A 15,305-nucleotide genomic window follows, 5' to 3' on the forward strand; every position below is an offset into this window, starting at 1 on the left:
GCAGCATTGACGACCCCGACGTCCACCGCACCCGACTTCCCCGCCCTCGACCCGACAGCTCTCGACGATCTCGCCGCGCGGCTCAGCCCGGGCGTACTGACGACGGACCCCGACGTCATCGACGCCCACTCCAGCGACGAAGCCCTGTTCTGTCCACGCGAAGGCGCGATCGCCCTGGTCAGGGCCGCCTCGGCGGAGGATGTGCAAGAGGTCATGCGGTTCGCCACCGAGCATCGCATCCCCGTCGTCCCACAAGGGGCACGGTCCGGAATCTCGGGTGGAGCGAACGCCTCACCCGGGGCGATCCTGCTCAACGTGTCGAAGATGAACGATGTCGTAGCCGTGAACGAGGCCGAACGTCTCGTCACCGTCCAGCCGGGCATCATCAACCAGGACCTCAAGGACCACCTCACCCCGTTCGGACTGTCGTACCCACCGGATCCGGGTTCGGTGGCGCTGTCATCGATCGGTGGGAACATCGCGACGAACGCAGGCGGACTGTGCTGTGTGAAATACGGTGTGACCAGGGACTATGTTCGGTCGCTCACGGTTGTTCTCGCCGACGGGACCATCACCACGCTCGGCCCGCAGACGGCGAAGGGTGTGGCCGGACTCGACATGCGCCACCTCTTCATCGGATCCGAAGGCACTCTGGGCATCGTCGTCGAGGCGACGCTGCGCCTGGTGCCCGCCCTGCCCGAGCCGTTCACCGCGATCGCGACGTTTGCGAATGAGCGCAGCGGGCTGCAGACCGTCGCCGACTTCATGGCCGGAGGAGGGGTGCCGAGTCTGTTCGAGTTCCTCGACGGGGCGAGCCTGCGCATGCTCAACGACTATGGCGACTTCGGCCTCGACGGCGATGCCGGGGCCATGCTCATCATGCAGGTCGACGACAACCCGACCGAAGCGGAAGCCGCGATGTCGACCTTCACCGAGGTGGCTCAGGGCTGTGGTGCCCTCGACGTCGCGTACTCCGACGACCCGACGGATTCCGCGGCCCTCATCACCGCGAGGCGGATGATCCAGCCGGCCTACGAGAAGTTCGCGAACGCCCACGGCGGCGGTCAGCTGCTCGACGATGTGTGCCTGCCGCGCACCGCGCTTCCCGAATTCTGCGACCGACTGGCCGAGCTGCGGGCATCATCCGGACTCGAGATCGCTCTCGTCGCGCACGCCGGTGACGGCAATATGCACCCCTCGGTGTTCTTCGACTCTGCGGATGCGGCCGAGACGGCGAAGGCCGAAGAGGTCTTCGAAGAGATCATGCGCGTCGGCCTCGACCTCGGCGGCACGATCACCGGCGAACACGGGGTCGGGTTCCTCAAACGTGCCTGGCTGCCGAACGAACTCGACGAGGGCTCACGACGGATCCAGCTGGCAGTGAAGAACGCCCTCGACCCGCAGGGCATCCTCAACCCAGGAAAGATGCTCGCCGAGATCTGAGCGTTCAGCCCTCGGCTTTGCCCTGCCGCCAGTAGCCCATGAACGCGATCTGCTTGCGATCGACCCCGACTTCCTGGACGAGGTAGCGGCGCAGACGCTTGACCGGTCCGGCCTCTCCGGCGATCCAGGCATAGAAGGGACGGTCGTCCTTCTCCGTCGCACTCGAACTGCCCTGGGCCGCCTCGGTGAGGGCCGCGGGAACATCCCAGAGGATCTCCTCGTCGATGTTGACATCATCGAGTTCCCGCACCGGACCACTCGGCCCGCCGGCCGACCCTGCCGATCCGGCCCCCGCCTCGGCGGGGATCCGGGTTTCAGAGCGCACGGCCTCACGGACGGCGGGTTCGAGCAGTTGTCCGAAATCGGCGTTGCCGCGCGACAGCCATTCGATCTCGAAGCCGGCGGGAGCAGTCATGTCGATGATGTCCTCGGCGCTCGGGACCTCGAGAACGGCCTTGCCTAGGGCCTGGCTGTCCTTGAGCGAATCGAGGATCGAGGCGATCGCGGGCACGGCGGTCTCGTCGCCGGCGAGCAGGATCTGGTGGGCGTCGCCGGGGGCGAATTCGATCCCGGCGCACGGGGTCTCCGAGGCACGGGAGGGGCCGATGATGTGGAGACTGTGCCCCACCTCGGCGGCTTCGGCCCATTGGGCCGCCGGACCCGAATGACCGTGCTCATCGGTGTGGAGGACCATGTCGATGACGAGTCTGCGCTCGGCATCGTTCCATTCCCGCACCGTGTAGGTGCGCATCGCGCCGCGAACCTCGGGATCGATCTGCAGCCAGGCCTGGTACCAGGACACACCGGCGGCTTCCTGCTCCGTGAGGAATGCGGGCAGATCGAACTGCGGCGCGGCAGCACGCTGAGGAGGGATGACGAGTTTGATCCGCAGGTCACGAGGGTGCGTGTTCGGGCCGAATTCCTCGAGTCCCGCACCCCCGAATGTCACCCGACGGAAAGACGGGCTGAGGTCTTCGACGGCGAGGACCTCTGCTTCGAAGGCACCGATGGGGGCTCGTGACACTGATTCTCCTTCGCATCCCACGACCATAGGGGCGTGGGTTCGTCCCCGCGGGGACGCGTTCTGTTCGTGTGTGCAGCTGTCGAGGACGTCGGAACATCCACAACACTGCTCTACTCTAATTCAGTAAGGCTAGCCTTTCCAAATAGTGTTACGGTGGTTCCGGCGTCACCACAGGCGTCATCAACAGGGCAGCCGAGCAGCGCTCTGACCAGCACTTCCACCGTTCCGTCACGTCCAAGGTCCCCGCGGGGACCTGCCCGATCCGTCCTCGCCGGGACTCACCCGTTCCGTCCCCGCGGGGACGCTCACCGAAAGGCTCTCGATGCGTCGTCGTCAGCTTCTTGCCCTCTCCGTTCTCGCACCGTTCGCCCTCGTCGCCTGTCGAAGTGAGGCCGATGGCGCCGCAGGAAGCGGTGCTTCCGGCTCCACAGGCGGCGTCCCGAACTTCACATACTCGCCCGAAGGCTATGACGGGCTGACGATCGAACTCGACCGGCCTGCCAAGCGCATCGCAGCGGACTTCTATTCGGCGGCCGGGCTCGCGCAGTACGGAATCACCCCGGTCGCGGTCTTCGGCTTCGGGCAGAACGAATCCCCGGGCAAGGCCTTCGACTCCGAAGGAGTCGAGGTCGTCGGCACCGATATGGAACTCGATATCGAAGCCCTCGCGGTCGCCGAACCGGACATCCTCGTCGCCTACGGCAATGAGGCCGGCGACGGGTGGACTTGGTGGGACGATAAGGTGAAAGGCCAGGTCAGCGAGCTCGTGCCCTTCGTCCCGGTCAAACTCGGCGGGCAGGGGCCCGATGCGATGTTCGCCCAGTACGCGGCCATCGCCGAAGCGCTGGGCAAGGACACGGACACCGGCGACATCGCGGACAGACGCAAGGACTTCGACGACTCCCGCACCCGCATCCGCAGCGTGGCGAAGAAGCAGGACGAGCTGACCGTGTTGCTGGCGAACTTCACCGCGGAGATCAATTACACCTCGAACTCCCTGGGCATCGCCGAGATGCTCAGCGAGGACGGACTCACCCTCGTCGGTCCCGATGCCACGGGTGAGAGCAGCTGGGCCGAGGTCTCCTGGGAGAAGATGTCGGACTACCCGGCCGACGTGGTCCTCGTCCACGACGCCTCGACCGACTATGAGGACAACCCCGTCTACAAACGGCTGCCCGCGGTGGAGGCGGGGCAGCTGGGCACCTGGGACGACAAACGCGCCTACACCTACGACGGCTATGCGAAATGGCTGAACGAACTCGCCGACGTCCTCGAATCCGCGAAGAAGATCGTTAAGAGCTGAGCATCTGCGTCTGGCCCGGCTACCATCGGTGCATGAGCGAACTGCCTGACGAACTCAGCACCGACGAGGTCATCCGATCTCTGGCAACGGGCCGACCGACCATATGGGTTCGGTCCAACCCCACCGAGGCGGCCCTGCCCGATCTCGCCGACGTCATGGACTCCGCGGCGGCCCGGTTCGACCGCTTCGCCCCCTGGTTCGCCGAGACCTTCCCGGAAACGGCAACGATCCCGGACGAGCTCGAATCGGCATTCCCCGAGGCCCGCGGCGGGATGATCGAATCGGCCCTGGTCCCCGCCCCCGCGACGCAGCAGCGCCTCGACGGCCTGTTCGGATCGGACTTCGTCGGACAGCTGTGGCTCAAGCGCGACGACAGCCTGCCGGTGAGCGGGTCGATCAAAGCGCGAGGCGGCTTCCACGAGGTGCTCGAATTCGCCGAGGCGGTCGCCGCCGATCGCGGCCTCGAGGCTCATGATCCCGCCACCTATTCGAGTCCGCAGTTCCGTGAGATCGCCGCGAACCACCGCATCGTCGTCGGCTCGACGGGCAACCTCGGGCTGTCGATCGGGATCCTGAGCGCTCGCCTCGGATTCGCCGCCTCGGTGCACATGTCCGCTGACGCCCGCGCCTGGAAGAAAGACCGGCTGCGCGATCACGGAGTCGACGTCATCGAACACGCCGGTGACTTCGTCGAAGCCGTCGAAGCCGGCCGAGCCTCAGCGGAAGCCGCCGAGAACACGCATTTCGTCGACGACGAGGACTCGGTGAGTCTCTTCGCCGGATACGCGGTGGCCGCACTGCGGCTCAGACGGCAGTTCGATGCCGCCGGAGTGACCATCGATGAGCAGAATCCGCTCACCGTCTATCTGCCGTGCGGAATCGGCGGCGGTCCCGGGGGAGTGACCTTCGGACTCAGACGCGTCTTCGGTGCTGCGGTGCGCTGTGTCTTCGTCGAACCGAGCCAGGCACCGGCGATGTTCCTCGGCGTGCGCACCGGTCGGCACAGCGACATCTGCGTTCAGGACATCGGACTGACCGGGGCCACCGCTGCCGACGGACTGGCGGTCGCCCGCCCGTCACGATTCATCGGACCGACGATCGGGCCGCTGATCTCCGGTTTCGCCGCCCTCCCCGACGAGGTCATCCGGGCCGGAGTCGGCGTGCTCTATGAGACCGAAGGCATCGATGTCGAGCCCTCGGCGACCGCTGGGCTGACCATTCCGTGGCGGATGGGCGACGCAGCGGCTGCGTCTCCGGCGGGCGTCCACCTGGTGTGGCTCACCGGTGGGGCGATGGTTCCCGACGATGAGCGGGCTGCCTACGTCGATGAAGGACGAGGGCTGCTGGAGAGGATCGGCGGTACCGCCTCGGCGATATTCGTCGACTGACGCGCCAGCTCACCAGTCCCAGGGATCGTCGGTGACGGTGATGACGACCTTGCCGTCGACGATCTCAGCCGTGCCGGTGAGGTCGAAGGTCACGGTGTCATCGAAGGGTTCGGACTCGTCGAACATGTCGTAGCTGCCGGTCACGAGCGCCTCACCGGAGGTGTCCGAGGAGATCAGCCACGCAGGTCCGCCGTTCGGACCGGTCGCATCCGCGGGATCCGAATACTGGTCGGCACCGATGGAGTCATCGGCGACGGTCACCGTCGGATACGACGAGATCGACCACGTGAGTCCGGTGGCATCGAAGCTCTCCGCCATCGAGGAGCCGAACGGGCACCCGTCGGGCTCGGCGACGGTCTTCTTGGCGCAGCTGTCGATGAGGGTCTTGACCTGCTTGTCGACCTCGCTGCGGAACGCGTCCGAGGGGTGGGCGGCAAGCAGCGGCGTCTCCTCACCCTCCATGTCCGCGTCGTCTCCGAGGAAGGCCCGCACCTCGACCGCGTCGGCGGTGATGAGATCGGACTTCTCAGCCAGATCGATCGTGTAGAGACCGGGGAAGGCCGGCAGGGACAGCGTCGACCCGTCGCTGTCGACATCGATTCCGTTGACCTTGACCTTCTTGAGGCCGGGAGTGTCGACGGTGAGGGTGAGCAGATCCGGGCTCTTGAGCGTCCAGTCGTCGAAGAACAGCGCCTTCTTCCCCGCCTTGTGCAGGGTCAGGGTGCTGTTGCCCTTGGACCCTCCGACGTCATAGGTGACCGCGACCTTCGCTGTGTCGCCTGACATCTCGGCATCCTCGACGGTGACATCGTCGGGCAGCGCCTTGGAGTCGCCGAGGACGTCGTTCGTCAGCAGGGTCCGTGACTCCTGTGGAACATCGACGTCGGCGACCTTGAGCGCACCCTCGGCGTCTCCGTCGGAGAGCTCCGCGAAGTACTTCTCCACCGTCGCTTCAGGACCGAACATGTGACCATTGAGCTGGGTGACGACGATGAGCGCGGCGACTAGGAGAAGGACGGCCCCTCCGGCCACGACCGACACGAGCGTCGTCTTCTTCTTGTCGAAGGGTTTGGCCGGACCCGCATACGGCTGCGCGGCGTACATTCCCTGCGGAGCCGAGTACGACTGCTGCCCGGCCGAACCCTGCGGGTAGGCATAAGGCTGCTGGTCTGACGGTGTCGGAGCCTGCTGCGGCCCAACCGGGGCGGAGAACTGCTGCGGACCCTGCGGCGGCCCGACCGGTCGGCCCGGCGAGCCGAACCCTTGAGGCGATGCCGGCTGACCCTGGTATCCGCCGGGCCCCTGCGGACCGACTTCGCCGGGGACGGGGCCGACTTCGCCGGGGACGGGAGCGACCGGCGGCGGGGTCGGGGCGGTTGCCTGGGCCAGATCGGGATGCGCGAAGGCGAAACGCGGTTCGCTCATGCCCAGATACGGTCCCCAGTGCGGATGCACGGTCCGTCCGGCGGCGATCCGGGCCAGGGCCGGGAAGGTGAGGGCGAGACGTGGGCCGAGGGTCCGCGAGAGCACCTCGATGATCCCACCCCAGAGGGCGAAGATGAGGAACGTCCAGGCCAGGGGACCGATCCCGGCACGGGCCGCACCGGACCCACCGAAGTACATGGCCGCCTCGGCGGATCCGGACATCGATAGGTTCGCGGGAACGGCCAGCAGCGACAGCAGACCCCAGACGAGGCAGAACGCCACCGGCAGCTTCCAGGCACTCGACCACTGCTGTTTGTCTTCTTTGATCACGGTCCAGGCTGGACCTCGGGTGACGGTGGCGACGATCGTGGCGATCAGCACCGCGACCGCAACGACGAGCAGTCCCAGCCACAGCAGGCCGGGAGCGTCGCGACTGAACAGGGTGAGGCTTTCGGTGAAAGTGTCCGAGTAGACGCCGAAGTCGCCCTGGACGGTGGCGCCGATTCCGCCGAGGTGGGTCAGCGAGGTGAGGATGAGCCCCATGTTGACGAACGTCAGCGGCACCAGCTGGCCCGGCATCTCGACGGACAGCGGCAGGACGAAGAGCGCGACGACCGAGAATACGGCCACGCAGAGAGCAAGGTGGATCCAGGTCACCAGCAGCGGTGGGACCGCCCAGCGCAGGAACGGTGCGCCGATCGCCTCGGTGCCTTTGAAGTGCCCGGCGACCCGACCGGCGATGCTCGCGACGAGGATGACGAGCAGAGGCAGGAAGAACGACCGGACGGTGACCGTCGAGTAGGAGAAAGTGAGCGCACCGTCTTCTTCGAACGAGGAGAAGCGGGCGGCGAAGATGACCTGGAGGAGGAAGAGCACGAGCGTCGTCGCCAGGGTGGAGACTCCGATGCGGATCCATGTGGACACCCGGTTGGGCGCGGGGGAACGGCGTTCGCTGATCTTCGTCATCCACCACAGCAGACCCACGATGACGATGGTGACCAGCAGAGGTGCTCCCGTGGTGAAGAGGCTCAGCTGGGCATTGAAGCTGTCAGGGGCGTTGATGTCCAGGCGCAGCGCCGCCGAACCGAACAGAGACAGTGCCATGAGGATGAACGGCAGGGCGTAGCTGAGGCTGTCGAGGTTGAAGCCGGTCTCCTCGGTCAGGGAGCTGAATTCTGACATCGACGCGAGGATGACGGTGAGGATGATGGAGACGATGATGCCGCCGAGGAGGGCGATCCCAGGCGGGATCAGGGCCGTCTTCCACGTGGATCCCTTCGCCAGCGCCGAGGCGAACTTCGACCTCGGGGCGTTCGCCGGGTAACCCGGTGGTGCCGGGTAGGGCATGGGACCGGAGTGGACGGATTGGTAGCGGCCTTGCTGGTGAGAGACTTGCTGGTAGGGGCCCGAGCCCTGCGGGAAGGCTCCGTGTTGGTACGGATCGGGTTGGTAGGGGCCGGGCCATTGAGCGTATGGACCTGCCGTCTGCGGATGCGAACCCGAACCCTGGGGGTACGCGCTCGCCCCCTGGGGCTGAGGGCCGGTGTTCGCAGAGTCGTTCTCGGCGGCGTTCTCGTACGGATCGACTGTCTGCGGGGTGGTGCGCGTGCCGTCTTCCGGAGGCGCCCAGCGAGCAGTCTCTTCGGTGGCCTGACCATCCGGGGCCTCGGAGTCGACGCTCTTCTCGGATTCAGGGTCCGGCTCGAGTTCGGCGCTCGCCTCATCAGAAGGCTCGGGACTCTCCTGAGCCTCGGCGTTCCGATCCTTCGGCTCCTCGGCGGCGGTCGGTGTCGTCTCGTCGGATTCGTCGTCCATACCCAGTCCTCAAGTGCCGTCGCCCGACAGCTCCGCAATGTAGTTCAAACCGAAACAATCAACTGAGCAGATCAAGCATGTGTAGTTCACAACTTATATTAGGCTGTTAATGCAAGAGAAGTTCTATATCGGGACTTTTTCTGGAATACGGCGTGATCGATCTGGAGTTGCGGATGAGTACGAACCCTCCCGGACGCGGGGATGAGGACGAATGGGACGTCAACGACCGATCGGGAAGCCAATGGTCTCCGCAGCCCGGATCTCAACCGGGGCCTCAACCGGGATCCCAACCGGGACCTCAGTCAGGCAATGGCTGGGGCACGCCCCCTCCGCCACCTCAGCCGCCGCAGCGCCCGTATATCCAGACCCCGCACCCGCAGACCGGCCCACCTCACCGCACCGGGCAGCCTCCCCAGCAGCAGAGCGGTCCTCTTCCTCAGGGCACCCAGGCCCATCACGTCGGCGGCCAAGCACACGCCGCAGGCATGCCCCCGCAGCCCGGCCAGCCCGCACACCAGCAGCCCTTCGCCTATGGACCGGGACCGTACCAGCCGGCCGGACAACCTGCGCAGAAGAAGCGCGGCGGACTGATCGCTCTCCTCGCCGTCGTCGTCATCGTACTCGCCGTGGGCATCGGCTGGGGCGCGGCGACCTTCTTCTCGCAGGACTCCGACGACCCCGCCACCGTCGCCTCCACCGATGAACCGACAAACGCCGACAGCGAAGACGGTTCGTCCGCAGCCAGCGAAGCGCCCGAACCCACCGAGACCGAATCGGCGCTTCCTGACGATCCGAAGAAGGCGCTCGAACAGCTCGCCGACTCCGACGGTCAAGCGGCCAAGAGCGAACTCGACGGCAGATGGGTGCCCCAGCTGAGCTCGAAGAAGGTCGGCCTCGAAGCCGAAGGGAAGACCTGGGACGAAGAGGCGATCCTCGAGGAATTCGAAGGACTGCGCGAAGAGTTTCCCCGGGTGAAGCTTCTCTGGTCCGGCGACTTCGACAGCTTCAAGGAAGACGACTTCTGGGTCACCGTCGTCGGCATCGGCTACGACGACCCCGACGACGCTCTGTCGTGGTGCTCATCGCACGGGCTCGGGCCCGACAGCTGCTACGCCAAACAGCTCAACACCTCCGGCGGCCACGACGGAACGACCCGGCTGCAGGACTGACGACTCCCTCGCCGAGGAGGCTCAACCGTGGATTCGCCGCCGGTTGTTGACCGCGAAGACCGCAAGCCCGATGACGAGCCAGACGCTGCCGATGACCAGGGCCAGAGGATTCGCGCTGACGAGGACCGCGATGAGCAGCCCGGCACCGATGACCGGGACCACCCCGTGGTTGACCCAGTTCGGGGCCTCGCAGCCGTGCTTCTTCACCAGGAAGTATCCGACCACTGAGGCCTGAAGGAAGATGAACGCCGTCAGCGCCCCGACGTTGACGATCGAGGTCAGCTGGTCGAGACCATCGGCACGGGTCGCCGCCCACCCTGCCACGATGACATTGCCGGCGGCGGCCACGAGGATCCCCTTCCACGGAACACCGGTCTTCGGGGCCACCTCGGCGAGGAATTTCGGCACCTGCCGGGACCGTCCCATGTCCATGAGGATCCGGGAGCCGGCGGCCTGGCCGATCATCGCGGAGAACGCTGCGCCCACGGCCTTGGCCAGGGCGAGCAGCCAGTGCAGCCACGGACCCAGAGTCGAGTCGACGGCGCTGTAATACGCGGCCCCTCCGAGCGCGGGATCGGCCTGCAGCTGCGCCGGGGTCAGCGGTGAGAGCAGACTGCCCACCCAGGTCTGCGCGACGAAGAAGACACCGGCGAGCACGAGGCAGATGAGCGTGGCCCGGCCGACGATCCGCGGCCCGCCCTTGGCCTCCTCGGAGAACGTCGCCAGCGAATCGAAGCCGAGATATGACAGGACAGCCACGGACACGGCCGCGAGCACCGCGGTCACGGAGAACGCATCCACCCCGGTCAATGGGGTCATCCACCCGCGCGTCGGACCATGCTGGAGAAGGTAGGCGATGCCGAGGACGAGGACCAGGGCGAGGACGGCCACCTCGGCGAGGACTACCCCGGTGATCACGCGGGATGCGACCTTGACCCCGGCGAGATTGAGCCCGGTGGTGAGGATGACGGCCACGGCCACGAACACCCAGACGGGCAGTGCGGGGAAGATCGAGTTCAGGGCGATCCCGGTGAACAGATAGGCGACCGAGGGGATGAAGAGATAGTCGAGGAGGATCATCCACCCGGCGACGAAGCCGGCCGGCTTTCCGATTCCCGCCGAGGCGTAGGCGAACACCGTTCCCGCGCGGGGGACCTCCCGAGACATGCGCATATAGCTGACCGCGGTGAAGGCCATGACGATCGTCGCGACGATGTAGACGAGTGCCACGGCCCCGCCCGAGCGGGCGTCGAGAGTGCCGAACACTCCGACGGCGGCCGCCGGACCGATGAAGACGAGACCGAAGAAGACGAGTTCGCTCAGGCCGATCGTCCGTCGCAGGCTCCCCCCACTCGCCGAGGCGGCCGTGCCCTCGGGCGCTGACGGATCGGTTCCGGTTCCGGATCGGTCGTCGGCAGTCGTGTCGTCCATCGTGGTGCCGTCCCTTCGCAGCGAGGTTCGATTCGCTATGTTCCGTCCGCGGTGTGCGATCGGGGAGTGTGCGCTTCAACTCTACGCGCCGGTCATGGTGTGGTTTCCGGTCCCCGATAGGATCGGGGGAGACGAAGGAGGCCCGGATGACGCATCACCCGCACATGATCCGGCCCGGTGGGTTCCCGCCGGGTGGGGTGCCTGCGAAGAAACCGTCCGTGGTGCCGGGAATCCTCCTCATCATCGCCGGAGTCCTCGGGCTCGGTATGGGGTTGTGCATCCTCGTCATCCCCATGCTTCTGTTCCTCCTCGGAGGCGGCGGGAACGTCGATGCCTTCGACGATTTCGCCTCCGGCTTCTACACCACCGGGTTCGTCGTCGCCGTCGTATCCGTTCTGGTGCTGATCGCCGGGATCGTCCTCACCACCGTCGTCGCCAGAAAGCGACGCAGAATGCGACCGCAGGTCTGGATGGTCAGGCCCCCTGGCGGGCCGCAGATACAGCAGCCTCCCGGAGGACCTCCAACGCCGAGGCGATGATCGGCTGAGCGCCCGAACCGCGGCGAATGCCGGAGAGGATCTTCCGCGACGGCACCGGATCACCGCGCAGCGGCACCCGAACCACATCGAAGCCATCGGGCAGGCGGGCCAGACGAGGAATGAGCGCGACCCCGAGTCCCGCCGAGACCAACGACGCACCCGTCTCCCACTCCCGTGACTGATGGGCCTGCTCCGGTTGGAAGCCGGCCGCCGCACACGCCGTGCGCACCAGACGGTGATACGGCGAACCCGACCGATCGAGGATCCAGGACTCCTCGGCGGCCTCACTCAACGGCACCGACGCCTTCTCGGCCAGACGATGCCCGACGGGAACCAGCAGATCGAGACGATCGCTCAACAGTGCGGACTGCTCGAATCGAGGATCGCTGCGCGGCGGCAGCGGGTCGGTGGCCACGACCACGGCGACGTCGGCGTGGTCGGAGACGAGAAGATCGAAGCACTCTTCGGGATCGGCTTCGATGATCGTGACTTCGGCACCCGGGAACCGCTCCATCACCGTCAGGGCGGTCGGTGGCAGCAGGGCTGCTGCTGCAGTGGAGAACCCGCACAGACGAAGCCGCCTGTTGCGCGTGTCGAGCCCGGAGCCGAGGCCGTCGAGCTCACCGCGGATCTCCTCCCACCGGGCGAAGAGCTCCTGCGAACGCTCGAGGAGGAGCTGACCGGCGCGAGTGAGGACGAGACCGCGGCCGCGCGGTTCGACGACACGCACGCCGAGATCTTTGGACAAGCCTCTGAGCTGGTGCGATACGGCCGAAGGAGTGTACCCGAGGCGGTGTGCCGCCTCGGTGAGGGTGCCGACTTCGGCAAGGACCCGAAGGACGTGGAGACGCGGATCGATCATGCAATAGTATTGCACGTTTCGGATGAAGAAGATTCGCTTTTCTTCAGCATACCTGTGGCGGACACTGGGGGCAGGAGCACGAACTCCCGGGCCGCGGCCGGCGAAGGGGCCGGCAGGAGAAGCGGTCGAGACATTACGACGAGGTGGTGGACGAAATGACTCTGGCACCAGAGCAGAAGAGGACCAATTCCAGTACGAGCGGACCCGCCGGATCGGGTGCGGTCGCTGGATCGGGCGGGCACGGCAGGACCGACATCGACCGACTCATCGACGAACGCGTACCCGGCTACTCGTTGGCGGCACCGTTCTACATCAGCCCGGAGTTCTTCGAGCGCGACATCGAGGCGATCTTCGCCTCGACCTGGATCTTCGTCGCCTCCACCGCCGAAGTGCCCGAAGCCGGCGACTACCTCACGATCGACATCGGCACCTACTCGGTCATCGTCATCCGCGATGACGATGGCGAGATCCGCGCCCACCACAATGTCTGCCGGCACCGGGGCACCCGACTGCTCAACGACCTGTCCGGGTCGGTGGGCAACATCGTGTGCGGCTACCACCAGTGGACGTACACTCCCGCAGGCGAGCTCATCTCCGCGGGCGTCCAAGCTCCCGGTTTCGATCGGACCTGTTTCTCGCTGCGCTCGGTGAACGTGCGCGTCATCGGCGGGCTGATCTTCATCTGCCTCAGCCCCACCCCGCCGGACGACATCGACGAGGTGGCCGCCGTCATCGAACCGTATCTGGCAGGGCATGACATCGCCGGGACGAAGGTGGCTGCGCAGAGTGACCTCATCGAGGACTCGAACTGGAAGCTCGTCATGGAGAACAACCGCGAGTGCTACCACTGCGAAGCCGGTCACCCGGAGCTGACCTGCACATTCTTCCCCACGTACGGCTACGCACCCGACGAGATTCCCAAGCGTCTGCAGCCGGCTTACCAGCGTTACCTCGACGCCGAGGAGCAGCTGCGTGCCGACTGCGACCGCAACGGCCTGCCTTATGCCCTCGTCGAGGAACTGAGCGGACGGCCGACGGGGTTCCGAATCGAACGGGCCGCCCTCGATGGGCGGGGTGAGTCGTACACGATGGACGGTTCGGCCGCCTCGGCGAAATTGTTGGGCGAGCTCGACACCTTCGTTCTGGGCCGGGCCTCGCTGCACGTGCAGCCGAACATGTGGTTCCACGCGATGGGCGACCATGTGGTGACGTTCAGCCTGCTGCCGCTGGCCGAGGACAAGACGCTGGTGCGCACGACCTGGCTCGTCCACGCCGATGCGGAAGAAGGCGTCGACTACGACCTCGACAACCTCACAAAGGTGTGGATCAAGACGAACGAACAGGACGCGACCTTCTGCGAACGCGGACATCTGGGCATCTCGTCGCCGGCGTATGAACCCGGCCCCTACGCACCGACCGAATCGCAGGTCGACGACTTCGTCACCTGGTACATCGAACGGCTCCAGGCACACAAGGAGCTCAACGCCCACAAGGAGAAGGGAGCGCGGCGATGAGATACCGTCACTCGACGCTGGCCTCCAGGCTCGTCGACGCGGCAGCTGCGGCAGTCACTGCGACAGGAGATCCGGCGACTCCGTCTCCGACAGGCAAGGCGACTTTCCGTGTGCCCGCGAGGACCGGGCGGGCCTGGGCCGAGTGGCCTGCCCAGACGAGCGCGGCCGCCGGGGCCGCCTGGCCCGCTCAAGCGACCATGGCTGCTCCGGCCGCCCCGTCCACGTATCCGGCTGCGACCACCCCGGGCGTCCCGCCTGCCCCGACCGGGCAACTTGCCGTCGTGGAGGAGCCGCTCGACCCGGAACTGCTCACCGGACCCGTCGAGGTCACCGGAATCACGCAGGTCACCCACGACGTGAAGACCTTCGAGCTGCGGGCAGGGTGGATGTCCGCCGTCGACTTCGCGCCGGGCCAGTACGTGACGATGCGCATCCCCGAGCTCGGACTCGAGCGCTGCTATTCGATCTCCTCGGCGCCCTTCGGCACGAACATCTTCACCATCACGGTCAAGCGCGAGCCCGAGGGAGCGGTGTCGACCCATCTGCATGACAATGTTCAGGTCGGCGATCGGCTCCACGTGGACGGGCCCTACGGGCTCTTCAGCACGAGCTTCCATCAGGCCGAACGCCACCTCTTCCTCTCCGCCGGCTCCGGGATCACCCCGATCATGTCGATGGTGCGCAACCTGCTTGCCCGACAGGGCGGTTTCGGCACCGACATCGTGTTCGTCCACAGCGCCTCGACGCCGGAAGACATCATCTTCCGTGCCGAGCTCGAACAGCTCGCCGAGGTCGCCGGGGTCAGCGTGACCATCCTCTGCTCCCGGGACACTGAGGCGGAGACCTGGACCGGCCGTCACGGTCGGATCGATGCGGCCACCCTCGCCGAGGTGGTCCCCGACGCGGCCGATCGCGAAACCTTCGTCTGCGGCCCCGGTCCGTACATGGACGCGGTGCGTCCCCTGCTCGCCGAGGCGGGGGTGTCGCAGGCTCGGACGCATGAGGAGTCGTTCGTCTTCGCCACCTCGCCTGCCGATCGTCTGGCCAGGGCCGGGGCGAGGGCGAAGGCCGCAGGAGCCGGCGCCGTTGGAGTCACCGGTGTGAGCCATGCGGTCGAGTTCACGGTCTCCGGGCGCGTGGTCGACTGCGATGAGTCCACAACCGTCCTCGACTCGGCTCTGGACGCTGGACTGTCGGTGCCCTCCTCCTGCTCGGAAGGCGCCTGCGGGACCTGTAAGTCCGTCCTCGTCAGCGGGGAGGTCGAGATGAAGCATGCCGGTGGGATCCGGACGAAGGAGATCGCCGCCGGGAAGTTCCTGCCCTGCTGCTCGACCCCGTTGACCGACCTCGTCGTCGAACGGTGAGTGGTTCAGGCCCGTGACCACGGGGACT

At 66.5% G+C, this 15,305-nt stretch carries 11 protein-coding genes; 7 read left to right on the plus strand and 4 right to left on the minus strand.

From position 1 onward, the window contains the following. The first annotated feature begins 6 nt into the window (after positions 1-6). Entirely contained in the window at positions 7-1,443 is a 1,437-nt protein-coding gene (locus GUY37_RS00370; RefSeq protein ID WP_166820835.1) for an FAD-binding oxidoreductase, read from the plus strand. A gap of 4 nt (positions 1,444-1,447) precedes the next feature. Here the strand turns inward: GUY37_RS00370 and GUY37_RS00375 are convergent, their stop codons facing one another. Then, the gene (locus GUY37_RS00375) at positions 1,448-2,467 is read right to left on the minus strand and encodes a siderophore-interacting protein (RefSeq protein WP_228278270.1); all 1,020 of its coding nucleotides are present in this window, start codon (positions 2,465-2,467) and stop codon (positions 1,448-1,450) included. A gap of 322 nt (positions 2,468-2,789) precedes the next feature. On the opposite strand from GUY37_RS00375, the gene GUY37_RS00380 reads away from it, so the two are divergent. Then, entirely contained in the window at positions 2,790-3,770 is a 981-nt protein-coding gene (locus GUY37_RS00380) for an ABC transporter substrate-binding protein (RefSeq protein ID WP_166820841.1), read from the plus strand. Positions 3,771-3,802: 32 nt separating this feature from the next. Next, a complete protein-coding gene (locus tag GUY37_RS00385) occupies positions 3,803-5,158 on the plus strand; it encodes a D-serine ammonia-lyase (protein WP_166820843.1) in 1,356 nt (451 codons plus the stop codon). A gap of 9 nt (positions 5,159-5,167) precedes the next feature. Here the strand turns inward: GUY37_RS00385 and GUY37_RS00390 are convergent, their stop codons facing one another. After that, positions 5,168-8,398: a hypothetical protein gene (locus tag GUY37_RS00390; RefSeq protein ID WP_228278271.1), complete on the minus strand. Its 3,231-nt coding sequence runs from the start codon at positions 8,396-8,398 to the stop codon at positions 5,168-5,170. 173 nt (positions 8,399-8,571) lie between these two features. On the opposite strand from GUY37_RS00390, the gene GUY37_RS19065 reads away from it, so the two are divergent. Continuing rightward, positions 8,572-9,567 (plus strand): hypothetical protein, encoded by a 996-nt coding sequence (locus GUY37_RS19065; protein ID WP_228278501.1) that lies wholly within the window; start codon positions 8,572-8,574, stop codon positions 9,565-9,567. A 21-nt stretch (positions 9,568-9,588) separates the two neighbouring features. Here the strand turns inward: GUY37_RS19065 and GUY37_RS00400 are convergent, their stop codons facing one another. Beyond that, positions 9,589-10,998 (minus strand): APC family permease, encoded by a 1,410-nt coding sequence (locus GUY37_RS00400; RefSeq protein ID WP_166820846.1) that lies wholly within the window; start codon positions 10,996-10,998, stop codon positions 9,589-9,591. 146 nt (positions 10,999-11,144) lie between these two features. On the opposite strand from GUY37_RS00400, the gene GUY37_RS00405 reads away from it, so the two are divergent. Further along, positions 11,145-11,537: a hypothetical protein gene (locus GUY37_RS00405; RefSeq protein WP_166820848.1), complete on the plus strand. Its 393-nt coding sequence runs from the start codon at positions 11,145-11,147 to the stop codon at positions 11,535-11,537. Here the strand turns inward: GUY37_RS00405 and GUY37_RS00410 are convergent. After that, the gene (locus tag GUY37_RS00410; RefSeq protein WP_166820850.1) at positions 11,473-12,399 is read right to left on the minus strand and encodes a LysR family transcriptional regulator; all 927 of its coding nucleotides are present in this window, start codon (positions 12,397-12,399) and stop codon (positions 11,473-11,475) included. The two genes, GUY37_RS00405 and GUY37_RS00410, sit on opposite strands and share 65 nt — an antisense overlap. Before the next feature lie 155 nt (positions 12,400-12,554). Between GUY37_RS00410 and GUY37_RS00415 the strand changes: the two genes are divergently transcribed. Further along, positions 12,555-13,913, plus strand: coding sequence for an aromatic ring-hydroxylating oxygenase subunit alpha (locus tag GUY37_RS00415; RefSeq protein ID WP_166820853.1), 1,359 nt, complete (start codon positions 12,555-12,557; stop codon positions 13,911-13,913). Beyond that, positions 13,910-15,277, plus strand: a complete 1,368-nt coding sequence (locus GUY37_RS00420) for a hybrid-cluster NAD(P)-dependent oxidoreductase (RefSeq protein WP_228278272.1) — start codon at positions 13,910-13,912, stop codon at positions 15,275-15,277. Before GUY37_RS00415 ends, GUY37_RS00420 begins: the two co-directional genes overlap by 4 nt. Positions 15,278-15,305: the final 28 nt, after the last annotated feature.

Source organism: Brevibacterium limosum (assembly GCF_011617705.1).
Classification (GTDB): domain Bacteria; phylum Actinomycetota; class Actinomycetes; order Actinomycetales; family Brevibacteriaceae; genus Brevibacterium; species Brevibacterium limosum.

Coding starts and splice junctions, on each gene's coding strand:
- GUY37_RS00380 (WP_166820841.1), top strand. CDS start 2,790: ATGCGTCGTCGTCAGCTTCTTGCCCTCTCCGTTCTCGCACCGTTCGCC.
- GUY37_RS00385 (WP_166820843.1), top strand. CDS start 3,803: ATGAGCGAACTGCCTGACGAACTCAGCACCGACGAGGTCATCCGATCT.
- GUY37_RS00390 (WP_228278271.1), bottom strand. CDS start 8,398: ATGGACGACGAATCCGACGAGACGACACCGACCGCCGCCGAGGAGCCG.
- GUY37_RS19065 (WP_228278501.1), top strand. CDS start 8,572: ATGAGTACGAACCCTCCCGGACGCGGGGATGAGGACGAATGGGACGTC.
- GUY37_RS00400 (WP_166820846.1), bottom strand. CDS start 10,998: ATGGACGACACGACTGCCGACGACCGATCCGGAACCGGAACCGATCCG.
- GUY37_RS00405 (WP_166820848.1), top strand. CDS start 11,145: ATGACGCATCACCCGCACATGATCCGGCCCGGTGGGTTCCCGCCGGGT.
- GUY37_RS00410 (WP_166820850.1), bottom strand. CDS start 12,399: ATGATCGATCCGCGTCTCCACGTCCTTCGGGTCCTTGCCGAAGTCGGC.
- GUY37_RS00415 (WP_166820853.1), top strand. CDS start 12,555: ATGACTCTGGCACCAGAGCAGAAGAGGACCAATTCCAGTACGAGCGGA.
- GUY37_RS00420 (WP_228278272.1), top strand. CDS start 13,910: ATGAGATACCGTCACTCGACGCTGGCCTCCAGGCTCGTCGACGCGGCA.